We start from the raw sequence: 12752 nt of genomic DNA, 5'->3' as shown, positions 1-12752 counted from the left end.
TGGTCGAGCTTGTCGAGACCTGCGGGGGTCTCGACAAGCTCGACCACCGGGTCACGACCCCAGGGCGAGGGCTAGTTGCCGGCGCTCGCGGCCGCGGCCTGCTCGGCCTGGTCGTTGGCCTCGTCGAGCAGGGTCTGCATGCGCGGCTCCACCTCGGCGAGGTACTCCTCGGCGGTCTGCTCACCGTCCAGGACCGGCTGGATGTTGGTCCACATCTCGTCGTACCAGGCGGCGCCGTAGGTCATCGCGGCGGGCATCGGGCGGCCGTAGTCCTCGACGATGTCGAGGAACTCCTGGCGGTTGGCCGGGCTGGTGTCCTCCTCGGCGGCCCACTCGGCCGCCATGTCCTTGAGGTTCGGCACCTGGATGCCGGCGTCGACGAGCGTCTGCTGCGCGGTCTCGTCGGCGGACAGGTAGGTCACCAGCTCGACGGCCTCCTCCGGCATGGCGGTCGTGGCCGAGACGCCGATGCCGAGCGAGCCGATCCACGTGGCGGGCTCTCCCGTCGACCCGGCGGGGAAGGGGATGAGGTCGTAGTCGAAGTCGAGCTCGTTGTACGTGCTCACGTCCCAGGGGCCCACGGGGAAGAACGCGATCTGGCCCTCCATCCAGCGCTGGTAGGTGTCCAGCGTGGCCGCCTGCTCGGCGTTGGGGGTCACCTCGTCCACCGTGGTCAGGTCGGCGATGTACTGCAGCGCCTCGGCCATCTCGGGGGTGTCCACGGTGACTTCCGTGCGGTCCTCGTTGGTCCAGTCGGCGCCGTTGCTCCAGGCGAAGCCCTGCATGTTCCACTGGACGTTGAGGCCGGTGCCCCACTGGTCGACCTTCTTGTCACCGTCGGTGTCCTTGGTGACCTTCTTCAGCACGTCGAGCCACTCGTCCCAGGTGTAGGGCTCGTCCGTGCTCGGCAGCTCGATGCCCTCGGCCTCGAGCATCGTCTTGTTGTAGCCCATGGCGAACGGGCCGACGTCCTTCGGCAGGCCGTAGAGCGCGCCGTCGGGCGTGCCCTGGAGCTTGCCGTCGTAGCGGTAGGAGTCGACGCCGTAGTCCCACAGGTTGTCCAGGTCGACGCCGGACGCCTCGACGTGGTCGGTGATGTCGAGCAGCACCCCCGAGGTGACGTAGGACTGCAGGTTCGCCTGCTCGATGTAGAAGACGTCGGGCACGTTGTTGCCCGAGATCGCCGCCTGGAGCTTGGTGGCGTACTGGTCGGCGTCGGTGACGATGACCTCCACCTCGACGCCGGTCTCCTCGGAGAACCTGTCGATGGCCTCCTGGTAGGCGGCCTTCTCGTCCTCGCCGCCGCGGAACATGAAGGTGAGCTTGCCGTCGTCGTCAGTTCCCGAACCAGCGCCGCAGGCGGCGGTGGAGGCCAGGACCAGTCCGGCGACGATGCCGGTGGTCAGGCGTGACTTCTTCATCACGGTTCCTCTCGTGAGCCGGGGCGCTGGCTGCGGGCCGTGCCGCCGGAAGTGGCGGGCACAGCGTGTCGCGGAGCGTGCCGGTTGTCTCTTCGACCTTGAAGTTACATCGATGGAGAATCGATGCGGCACACGCTAGCATCCCGTCTACAACGATGTATACCCGGCACCGCTGCCGTCACGAGAGGACCTCCATGTACTCCGCCACCGTCTCGCTCGATCCCGCATTCGTGGTCGGCCCCGTGCGTCGTCGCACCTTCGGCTCGTTCGTCGAGCATCTCGGGCGCTGCGTGTACACGGGCATCCACGACCCCGGCCACCCCACCGCCGACGCCGACGGCTTCCGCGGGGACGTCATCGAGCTCACGCGGGAGCTCGGCGTCTCGACGGTCCGCTACCCGGGCGGGAACTTCGTCTCCGGCTACCGGTGGGAGGACGCGGTGGGGCCGGTCGAGCAGCGCACGCCCCGGCTGGACCTGGCCTGGCACTCGACCGAGCCGAACCTCGTCGGCGTGGACGAGTTCATGCGGTGGGCGGCCAGGACGGGCGTCGAGCCCATGATGGCCGTCAACCTGGGCACCCGCGGGGTGCAGGAGGCGCTCGACCTGCTGGAGTACTGCAACGTGCCCGGCGGCTCCTTCTGGGCCGACCAGCGCCGGGCGAACGGTGCCGAGGACCCGTACCGGATCAAGATGTGGTGCCTGGGCAACGAGATGGACGGCCCGTGGCAGATCGGCAGCAAGACGCCGCAGGAGTACGGGCGCCTGGCCGCCGAGACCGCCCGCGCCATGCGGATGATCGACCCCGGCCTCGAGCTCGTGGTCTGTGGCTCGTCGGGGTCGCAGATGCCGACGTTCGGCGAGTGGGAGCGCGTGGTCCTCACCGAGGCGTACGAGCACGTCGACTACGTCTCGGCCCATGCCTACTACTGGGAGGAGGACGGCGACCTGGCGTCGTTCCTCGCCTCCGTGGTGGACATGGACCACTTCGTGGAGTCCGTGGCGGCCACCGCCGACGCCGTCCGCGCCGCCCGCAAGCAGACCAAGCGGGTGCACATCTCGTTCGACGAGTGGAACGTCTGGTACCAGAAGCGCGCCGAGTCGCGGCCGCCGTCGGGCGACGACTGGCCGGTGGCGCCGGTGCTGCTCGAGGACCGCTACAACGTGGCCGACGCCGTGGTGGTGGGCAACATGCTCATCTCCCTGCTGCGGAACACCGACCGCGTGCACTCGGCGTCAATGGCCCAGCTCGTCAACGTCATCGCGCCGATCATGACCGAGCCCGGCGGGCGCATCTGGAAGCAGACGATCTTCCACCCCTTCGCCCTCACCGCCCGGCACGCCGCCGGCGAGGTGCTGCGCCTCGCGATCGACTCGCCGGTGCACGAGACCGCCAGGTTCGGCGAGGTGGCGGTGCTCGACGCCGTCGCGACGCACGACGCCGAGTCCGGTGACGTGGTGGTGTTCGCCGTGAACAGGTCGCTGACCGAGGGCGTGGCTCTCGACCTCGACCTGCGCGGCTTCCCGGGTATGCGCGTCGCCGAGGCCGTCACGCTGTCCAACCCCGACCACACCTGGTCCGCGACGGCGGACGACGACACCAGCGTGCTGCCCCAGCCCAACACCTCGGCGAAGGTCGCGGACGACCGGGTGCGTGCGGAGCTGCCCCCGGTCTCCTGGTCGATGCTGCGCCTGGTCCGGGAATGATCCGAATGCCTGGATCCGGCGGTTCCGTCACTGGGCGAAACACTGCAGACTCGTTACTGGAACGTGACGTCGAGCACTATGAATCCGGCCCATGTGAGCGCTAACATTCGAGGCGGGCAAATAGCCGCAAGTCCTCGCACGAAGCCGTGCAGGATCTCAAGGAGGAGACATGGCACGCACGATCCTGACCCGCACCGTTCTGGCCGCGGTGTCCGTAGCTTCGCTGTTCGCGCTGAGCGCCTGCGCATCTGACGCCGGTGGCGAGCCCGCAGGCGGAGGCGAGACCACGGGTGGCGGCGCCGACGACGGCGTCATCACCCTCGGCTTCTCGCAGGTGGGCGCCGAGTCCGGATGGCGGGCCGCGAACACCAAGTCCATCCAGGACACGCTCACCGAGGAGAACGGCTTCGAGCTGAAGTTCTCCGACGCGCAGCAGAAGCAGGAGAACCAGATCCAGGCGATCCGCTCCTACATCACCCAGGGCGTGGACGTCATCGCGTTCTCCCCGGTGGTCGAGACGGGCTGGGACCCGGTGCTCCAGGAGGCCAAGGCCGCCGGGATCCCCGTGATCCTGACGGACCGCGCCGTCGACTCGAGCGACGAGACCCTCTACGAGTCGTTCATCGGCTCCGACTTCGTCAAGGAGGGTGAGATGGCCGGCGAGTGGGTCGCCGAGCAGTACGACGGCGAGGGCTACAAGGCCGTCGAGCTGCAGGGCACGACGGGCGCCGCCCCGGCGATCGACCGCAAGGAGGGCTTCGAGTCCGCCATCGAGGGTACCGACGTCGAGATCATCGACAGCCAGACCGGTAACTTCACGCGGGCCGAGGGCAAGACCGTGATGGAGGGCTTCCTCAACAAGCACGACGACATCGACCTCGTGTTCGCGCACAACGACGACATGGGGCTCGGCGCGATCGAGGCCATCGAGGCGGCCGGCATGGTGCCCGGTGAGGACATCAAGATCGTCACCATCGACGCCGTCAAGGACGGCATGCAGGCGCTCGCCGACGGCAAGATCAACTACATCGTCGAGTGCAACCCGCTGCTCGGGCCGGACCTGGCGGACATCGCCAAGAAGGTCATCGCCGGCGAAGAGGTCGAGAAGCGCATCGTCGTCCAGGACGAGGCGTTCGACCAGGCCGCGGCCAAGGAAGCGCTCCCCACGCGCGAGTACTGACGCCCGTGTCGCCGAAGTAGAGCGCCTGTCCGGACACACGCTCTACTTCGGCGATCGAGCCACGCCGAGGTAGAGCGCGCGTCCGGACAGGCGCTCTACTTCGGCGACGGGGCGACGTACCCCTCAAGCGCCGCAACACGCCAGACAAGAAGGTCGAGGATGACCCAGCAGACAGCAGCAGCCGTCGTCGAGATGACCGGCATCAGCGTCGAGTTCCCCCCGGTGAAGGCCCTCGACGGGGTCGATTTCCGCCTGCGGCCCGGCGAGATCCATGCCCTCATGGGCGAGAACGGCGCCGGCAAGTCCACCCTGATCAAGGCCCTCACCGGTATCCACTCGCCGACGGCGGGGACGATAGTGGTCGACGGTGTCGAACGCCGGTTCACCGGCCCCGCCGACGCGCGGGCGCACGGCGTGAGCACCGTGTACCAGGAGGTGAACCTCTGCGAGAACCTCACGGTCGCGGAGAACATCATGCTGGGCGCCGAGCCGCGGCTCCTGGGCGGCCTGCACTGGTCGGCGATGCGCCGTCAGGCCGCGTCGCACCTGGAGCGGATGGGTCTGAACATCGACCCGGCGTCGTCGCTCGGGTCGCACTCGCTGGCGGTGCAGCAGCTCGTCGCGATCTGCCGCGCCACGGTGGGCGACTGCAAGGTGCTCATCCTCGACGAGCCCACCTCCAGCCTGGACACCGACGAGGTGGCGCACCTCTTCACCGTCATGCGCACGCTGCGTGACGAAGGCGTCGCCATCCTGTTCGTGAGCCACTTCCTCGACCAGATCTACGAGGTATCCGACCGGATGACGGTGCTGCGCAACGGCGGCCTGGTGGGGGAGTACGTCACCGCCGACCTGCCGGCCGCCGAGCTGGTCCAGCACATGATCGGCCGTTCCATGGAGGTCCTGGAGGCCGCGGAGGAGGTGCTCGAGCACACCGAGCGACCTGCCGACGCCACCCCGCTGCTCCAGGTGGTCGGCCTCGGCCGCAAGGGTTCGGTACAGCCCTTCGACCTCGAGCTCTACGAGGGCGAGGTGGTCGGCCTCGCCGGTCTGCTCGGCTCGGGCCGTACGGAGCTGGCGCGCCTGCTCACGGGCGCCGACCGGGCCGACGTCGGCGAGACCCGCGTGGCCGGAGCGCCGGCCCGCCTGCGCACGCCGCGCGCGGCCATGAGCCACGGCATCGCCTACACCTCGGAGGACCGCAAGGGCGAGGGCGTCGTCGACGGCCTCACCGTGCGGGAGAACATCGTGCTCGCCCTGCAGGCGCGGCGCGGCTGGATCCGGCCGCTGCCCCGCAAGCAGGTCGACGACCTGGTCGCGTCGTACATCAAGCAGCTGGGTATCCGGCCGGCCAACCCCGAGGCGCTGCTGCGCAACCTGTCGGGCGGCAACCAGCAGAAGGTGCTGCTCGCCCGGTGGCTCGCCACGGCGCCGCAGCTGCTCGTCCTGGACGAGCCCACCCGCGGCATCGACGTCGGTGCCAAGGCAGAGATCCAGAAGCTCGTCGCCGACCTGGCGGCCGAGGGCATGTCCGTCGTCTTCATCTCGGCGGAGCTCGAAGAAGTGCTGCGTATATCCCACCGCATCGCCGTGATGCGGGACCGTCGCAAGGTGGCGGAGATCGATGGAGGAGGAGCCACTATGGACCAGGTGGTCGACCTCATCGCCGGAGGTGGCGCGAAGTGACGAACATCCTGCGCCACTACCTCTTCTGGCCGGTCGCGGCTCTGGTCGCCCTGCTGGTGGCCAACACCATCGCCCGGCCGAGCTTCCTGGCGATCAGCATCCGGGACGGGCACCTGTTCGGTGCCCCGATCGACATCCTGCGGACCACCGCACCGCTCCTGCTCGTCGCCCTCGGCATGACCCTGGTCATCGCCACGCGCGGCATCGACCTCTCGGTCGGCGCCGTGGTCGCGGTCTCGGGTGCGGTCGCGCTGTCGCACATCGCGTCGTCGCCGAACCCCGAGTCGCCGGTGACGGTGCTCACCGCCATCGGCCTGGCCCTCGCGCTCTGCCTGGTGCTCGGCGTGTGGAACGGGTTCCTGGTCTCGGTGCTCGGCATCCAGCCGATCATCGCGACGCTCATCCTGATGACCGCGGGCCGCGGCGTCGCGATGCTCATCACGGGCGGCATGATCACCACGATCAACAGCGCGCCGTTCAAGGTGCTCGGGTCGGGGTTCTGGCTCGGGCTGCCCGTCGCGGCGATCATCGCGTTCGGCGTGTTCGCGGTGGTCGCGTTCGTGGTGCGGCGGACCGCGCTCGGCATGCTCCTGGAGGCGACCGGCATCAACCCGGCCGCCAGCCGCCTCTCCGGCGTCCGCTCCAAGACGCTGACCTGGACCGTGTACACGGCGTCGGGCCTGTTCGCCGGCCTGGCGGGCCTGCTCATCAGCGCCGACACGATGGCCGCCGACGCGAACAACGCCGGCGTGTTCATCGAGCTCGACGCCATCCTGGCGGTGGTGATCGGCGGAACGGCGCTCTCGGGCGGCAAGTTCAACCTGTCGGGCACGCTCGTGGGCGCGCTCGTCATCGCCACCCTTGAGCGGACGGTGACCGTCCTCGGCATCTCGCCGCTGGTCACGCCCCTGTTCATGGCGCTCGTCGTCATCGCGGTGACCCTGCTCCAGTCGCCCCGGATGCGGGAGCGGCTGACGGCCGCCACCCGTCGTCCGGTCGCGACGACGCCGCCCGAGCCGCAGCCCGCTGCGCGCCCTGACTCGACGGAGGTGAAGGCCTGATGGCTACGTCGGCCCCCGTGCGCGCCTCGCGCTCGCTGAAGATCCCGACCCGGCTGGACCGGCGCTACCTCCCGGTGGTGGGCACGTTCGTCGTGCTGGCGCTCATGCTGATCGTGGGCGGCACCCGGTACGAGAACTTCCTGACGCCCGCCGTGGTGTCCAACCTGTTCATCAACAACGCGCACCTCATCGTGCTCGCGGTGGGCATGACCTTCGTGATCCTGACCGGCGGGATCGACCTGTCGGTCGGTTCGGTGCTGGCCCTGTCCACGGTGGTCACCGCGGCGCTGCTGCAGGCGGGTCTGCCGCCCGCGGTGGTGATCCCCCTCGCCGTCGGCGCCGGGACCGTGATCGGCCTGGCGCACGGCGTGATGGTGCACTACTTCCAGGTGCAGCCGTTCGTGGCGACGCTCGCGGGCATGTTCTTCGCCCGCGGCCTGTGCTTCCTCATCGCGCCGGAGTCCATCGCCATCAACAACGCGTCGTTCGGCGAGCTCGCGAGCTGGGTCCAGATCTTCGGCGGCTGGCGGATGTCGTCCGGCGTGCTCATCGCGCTCGTCGTCGTGGGCCTCGGTTTCCTCGTGCTGCACTTCACGCGGTTCGGCCGCACGGTGTACGCGATCGGCGGCGGCGAGCAGTCCGCACTGCTCATGGGCCTGCCCGTGGCCCGCACCAAGGTGCTCGCCTACGTGGTGAGCGGCACGTGCGCGGGGCTCGGCGGTCTGCTGTTCGCGATGTATTCCCGGTCGGGCTACTCGCTGACCGGTGTCGCGATGGAGCTCGACGCCATCGCCGCGGTGGTCATCGGCGGAACGCTGCTGACGGGTGGCACCGGCTTCGTGCTCGGCTCCGTGCTGGGCGTGCTGGTTCTCGGTCTGATCCAGACCATCATCACGTTCGAGGGCACCCTCAGCTCCTGGTGGACCAAGATCGTGATCGGCGTGCTGCTGCTGATCTTCGTGGCCCTCCAGCGGATCCTGACGCTCCGCCGCACGTAACCGCACGCAACAGAACCCCGGCCCTGACTCGGCGTACCCGGTACGCCGAGTCAGGGCCGCAGTACCACCGACCCACTCCACACCGACGTGACGAAGGGATCGATACGACATGGATCTACAACGATATAGACGAGGTGCGCTCGCCATCGGCGCCGCACTCGCGGTGAGCCTCGCGGGAGCGGTGGCGCCTTCCGTCGCCGCGCAGGACGCCGCCCCGGCGGCCACGGCGGCTGACGGCGAGTACGCCGCCTACTTCTTCCCCTACTTCACCGGCGAGTCCACCGCCGACGGCGAGACCATCTCGTTCGCCGTCTCGGACGGGCCGGACCCGATGGAGTGGACCACGCTCAACGGCGGCAAGCCGGTGCTCAGCTCCACGCTCGGCACCAAGGGCCTGCGCGACCCGTTCCTGATCCGCGGCGGCGACGGCACGTACTACCTGCTCGCGACCGACCTGCAGATCTACGGCGGCGGCAACTTCGGCGACGCCCAGGAGACCGGCAGCCGCAAGATCATGGTCTGGGAGTCCACGGACCTGGTGAACTGGGGCGAGCAGCGGGAGATCGAGCTCGCGCCCGAGAACGCGGGCAACCTGTGGGCGCCCGAGGCGTACTGGGACGAGGCGGCGGGCGAGTTCGTCGTCTACTGGGCCTCCGCGCTCTACCCGGCCGACGTCCCGCCGGCCGAGCGCGACATCCGCACGTCGTACCAGCGCATGCTCTACGCGACCACCACGGACTTCGAGACGTTCTCGGAGCCCAAGCCGTGGATCGACGAGCCGCAGGGCGACGGCCTCGGCATGATCGACTCGACGGTCCAGGAGGAGGACGGCGTCTACTACCGCCTCACCAAGGACGAGTCGTACATGGGGATGCGGCAGGAGTCGTCCACCGACCTGCGGCGCACGCAGGGCGTGACCGAGGGTGACGGCTGGGACCTCATCAAGGAGCGCGTCGGGTTCGGTCAGCCGAACCCGTGGGGCGGCACGTTCACCGGCGGCGAGGGGCCCACGCTGTTCCCGTCGCTCACCGACGACCGCTGGTACCTCCTGCAGGACCAGCCGAGCTACCACGGCGGCCAGGGTTACATGCTCTTCGAGACCGACGACCTGAGCAGCGGCGAGTGGACCGCCAACCTCGACGCGATCCTGCCCGCCAGCCCCCGGCACGGGACCGTCCTGCCGATCACGGCCGAGGAGCGGGCGCGTCTCGTGGCTGCGTACCCGCCGGCCGAGGCCCCGGTGCAGGAGCACACGCTCGACGTCGACGCCGCGGCAGCGGGCACGGAGATGAGCGACGACCTGTACGGCGTCTTCTACGAGGACATCAACTACGCGGCCGACGGCGGCCTGTACGCCGAGCTGGTCCGGAACCGGTCCTTCGAGTTCGCGGCCACCGACAACCGGGACTTCACCGGTATGACCGGCTGGGACGCCGTGCAGCAGCGTGAGTACCCGGGCACCGTCCAGGTGGAGTCCGAGCGGGGTCAGTGGCTCAACGACGCCAACCGCGCGTACCTGACCGTCACAGCGGACGGCCCCGGCGTCGGCGTGCGTAACGCGGGCTACAACGAGGGCTTCGCGATCAAGAAGGGCAAGAAGTACGACTTCTCGGTGTTCGCGCGCACCGGCCGGGCCCAGCAGCTGCGGGTGAGCCTGGAGTCGCCCGACGGTGCCACGACGTACGCGTCCGTCGTGGTGGGTGTGGACAACTCCAACAAGTGGAAGAAGCGCACCGCCAGGCTGACCGCGAACCGTACGGTCGACGACGCCCGGCTCGTGGTGACGGTCGGCCGACGGAGCACGATGCGCCTGGACATGATCTCCCTGTTCCCGCGCGACACGTGGGACGGCCCGGTCAACGGGCGCTCGACGCTGCGCGCGGACCTCGCGCAGAAGGTCGCCGACCTGGAGCCGTCCTTCCTGCGGTTCCCCGGCGGCTGCGTCACCAACGTCGGCACGTTCGACACGTACCTGGAGTCGGACGGCGCGGACCGCCGTCGGACGTACCAGTGGAAGGAGACCATCGGGCCGGTCGAGGAGCGCCCGACCAACTGGAACTTCTGGGGCTACAACCAGACCTACGGCCTGGGCTACCTCGAGTACTTCGAGTTCGCCGAGGACCTGGGGGCGTCGCCGCTGCCCGTGCTCTCCGTGGGCGCCAACGGGTGCGGGAGCAACATCCCCGAGATGACCGACGACGTCCGCCTCGACCGCTGGGTGCAGGACACCGTCGACCTCATCGAGTTCGCCAACGGGTCCGTGGACACCGAGTGGGGCGCCAAGCGCGCCGCGCTGGGCCACCCCGACCCGTTCGGGATGAAGTACATCGGCCTGGGCAACGAGGAGAACACCGACACGTTCCAGGCGAACTTCCCGCGGTTCCGCGACGCCGTCGAGGCCGCGCACCCCGAGGTCACCGTGATCTCGAACTCCGGCCCGGACGACACCGGTGCCCGGTTCGACGAGCTCTGGGACTTCAACCGCGAGCAGGGCGTCGCGATGGTCGACGAGCACTACTACAACGACCCGTCGTGGTTCCTGTCGAACACCGAGCGGTACGACTCGTACGACCGCGAGGGCCCGCACGTGTTCCTCGGCGAGTACGCCTCGCGCGGCAACGCCTGGTCCAACTCGCTGTCCGAGGCCGCGTACATGACCGGGATCGAGCGCAACGCCGACCTGGTGGAGCTGGCCTCCTACGCGCCGATGTTCGCCAACGAGGACCACGTCCAGTGGTCCCCGGACCTGATGTGGTTCGACAACGACGAGTCGTGGGGCTCGACGTCGTACTACACGCAGCAGATGTTCATGACGAACACCGGAGACCAGGTGGTCCCGTCCTCGCACGACGGCCCGGAGGAGACCCCCGCGGACATCTCGGGCGGCGTCTTCCTGTCGACCTGGAACACCGAGGCCGCCTACGACGACGTGAAGGTCACCGACAACGAGTCCGGCGAGGTGCTCTTCACCGACTCGTTCGACGACGCCGCGCAGTGGGAGCCGCAGGCCGGCACGTGGGGCGTGACCGGAGGTGAGTACGTGCAGTCGGCGGGCAACGTCACCGACGCCCGCTCGATCATCACCGACGCGTACACGAAGGACTGGGACAACTACACGCTGGAGCTCGACGCCCGGAAGCTGGGTGGGAGCGAGGCGTTCCTCGTCGGGTTCGCCGCGGGCGGCCGCGACGACTTCTACTGGTGGAACCTGGGCGGCTGGAACAACTCCCGCCAGGCGCTCCAGCGGGCCGACGGCGGCGGCGCGGGCGAGGTCGCGGCAGTGGAGGGCCACTCGATGGAGACCGGCCGGGACTACCACGTGAAGGTCGTGGTCTCCGGGCGGACCATCAAGCTCTACCTCGACGGCGCGCTGCAGATGACGTACACCGAGCCGACCACCGAGTCGCTGTACCAGGTGGTCACGCGGGACGCCGAGACGGGCGAGCTGGTGCTCAAGGTCGTCAACCCGTACGACTCGGTCGCACGTACGGCGGTGAACGTCGACGGTTACGCGGTGGACGGTGACGCCGAGGTGATCGAGATGAGCGGGGCGCCGTCGGCCATGAACACCAAGACGCGGCCCGAACGGATAGTGCCGGTGGGGGGCAGGGCGACGCTCGACGTGTCCCGGTCGGGCGGTGACACGGAGTTCAGCTACGACTTCGCGCCGCACTCGATCACGTTCCTCCGGCTCGCGGAGGACAACGGCAGCTGACCGTGGGTAGGTCCGCGAAGTAGAGCGCCTGTCCGAGTCTCCCGGGTGACAGCCGGGAGAACTCGGACAGGCGCTCTACTTCGCGGACCTCTGCTTGAGCCCCACAGCGCCACCCTCAACCCGTACGGTGGTCTCCGTGAGCACGCTGCCCGAGGACCTCCGGGAACACCCGACACCTGATCCAGCCGAGCTCCGGAAGCTGGTCGCAGAGCTGCGCCGCCTGGTGCTGACCTACAAGTTCGGGATCGACGAGGTGATGACCAAGGTCTCGATCCTGCGCGACGAGTTCCGGCACATGCAGAACTACAACCCCGTCGAACACGTGGGTTCGCGGCTCAAGTCGTTCGAGTCGATAGTCGCCAAGTGCCGCCGCAAGGGCATCCCGCTGACGCCGGACGGCGTCCGGGCGCAGATGTTCGACATCGCCGGCGTCCGCATCACCTGCAGCTTCGTCAACGACATCTACCTGGTGCGCGACATGCTGCTCAAGCAGGCGGACCTGACGCTGCTGGAGGAGCGCGACTACATCAAGCACCCGAAGGCGACCGGGTACAAGTCGCTGCACCTCATCGTGCAGATCCCGGTGTACCTGTCCGACCGGGTAGAGGACGTGATCGTCGAGATCCAGCTGCGCACGATCGCCATGGACTTCTGGGCGAGCCTGGAGCACAAGATCTACTACAAGTACGACGGCGACGTGCCCCGGCACCTCACCGACTCGCTCAAGCTCGCGGCGGACGTCGCCTGGTCGCTGGACACCTCGATGGAGCGCATCCACGACGAGGTCAAGGCCATCTCGGGCGACGAGGAACCGGTGGCGAGTCGGCACAACCTGCACACGCCGGAGGAGATGCTGCGCGACTTCTGGCGGGCTGCAGAGGCAGACGGCGGATTCGACCTCGGTACCGACCAGTAAAGCGGGATCCGCGAAGTAGAGCGCCTGTCCGGCTCTCCCTGATGCCATCAGGGAGAGCCGGACAGGCGC

General features: G+C 68.8%; 8 protein-coding genes. 7 read left to right on the top strand and 1 reads right to left on the bottom strand.

The window, feature by feature from the left end; translation table 11 throughout:
• Positions 1-71 precede the first annotated feature (71 nt).
• Positions 72-1421, bottom strand: a complete 1350-nt coding sequence (locus ACFO6V_RS12570; RefSeq protein ID WP_377135803.1) for an ABC transporter substrate-binding protein — start codon at positions 1419-1421, stop codon at positions 72-74.
• Positions 1422-1615: 194 nt separating this feature from the next.
• Between ACFO6V_RS12570 and arfA the strand changes: the two genes are divergently transcribed.
• The 7 genes from arfA (at position 1616) to ACFO6V_RS12535 (ending at position 12683) form a co-directional block, all read left to right on the top strand.
• Positions 1616-3127 carry an arabinosylfuranosidase ArfA gene (gene arfA / locus ACFO6V_RS12565; RefSeq protein WP_377135801.1) on the top strand — a complete coding sequence of 504 codons (1512 nt, stop codon included), beginning with the start codon at positions 1616-1618 and terminating at the stop codon, positions 3125-3127.
• Positions 3128-3296: 169 nt separating this feature from the next.
• Positions 3297-4307 carry an ABC transporter substrate-binding protein gene (locus ACFO6V_RS12560; protein WP_377135799.1) on the top strand — a complete coding sequence of 337 codons (1011 nt, stop codon included), beginning with the start codon at positions 3297-3299 and terminating at the stop codon, positions 4305-4307.
• A gap of 159 nt (positions 4308-4466) precedes the next feature.
• Entirely contained in the window at positions 4467-5993 is a 1527-nt protein-coding gene (locus tag ACFO6V_RS12555; protein WP_377135797.1) for a sugar ABC transporter ATP-binding protein, read from the top strand.
• On the top strand, positions 5990-7054 hold the full coding sequence (locus ACFO6V_RS12550) for an ABC transporter permease (protein WP_377135795.1): 1065 nt from the start codon (positions 5990-5992) through the stop codon (positions 7052-7054). Before ACFO6V_RS12555 ends, ACFO6V_RS12550 begins: the two co-directional genes overlap by 4 nt.
• Positions 7054-8052, top strand: coding sequence for a galactofuranose ABC transporter, permease protein YjfF (yjfF, locus tag ACFO6V_RS12545; RefSeq protein ID WP_377135793.1), 999 nt, complete (start codon positions 7054-7056; stop codon positions 8050-8052). Before ACFO6V_RS12550 ends, yjfF begins: the two co-directional genes overlap by 1 nt.
• Before the next feature lie 109 nt (positions 8053-8161).
• The gene (locus ACFO6V_RS12540; protein WP_377135791.1) at positions 8162-11767 is read left to right on the top strand and encodes an alpha-L-arabinofuranosidase C-terminal domain-containing protein; all 3606 of its coding nucleotides are present in this window, start codon (positions 8162-8164) and stop codon (positions 11765-11767) included.
• A gap of 136 nt (positions 11768-11903) precedes the next feature.
• Complete coding sequence (locus ACFO6V_RS12535; RefSeq protein WP_377135789.1) at positions 11904-12683, top strand: GTP pyrophosphokinase; 780 nt, start codon at positions 11904-11906, stop codon at positions 12681-12683.
• Positions 12684-12752: the final 69 nt, after the last annotated feature.

Origin of the sequence: Promicromonospora alba (genome assembly GCF_042654905.1) — a bacterium.
GTDB classification, from domain to species: Bacteria; Actinomycetota; Actinomycetes; order Actinomycetales; family Cellulomonadaceae; genus Promicromonospora; species Promicromonospora alba.
This window is presented reverse-complemented; position numbering and strand designations above follow the sequence as displayed.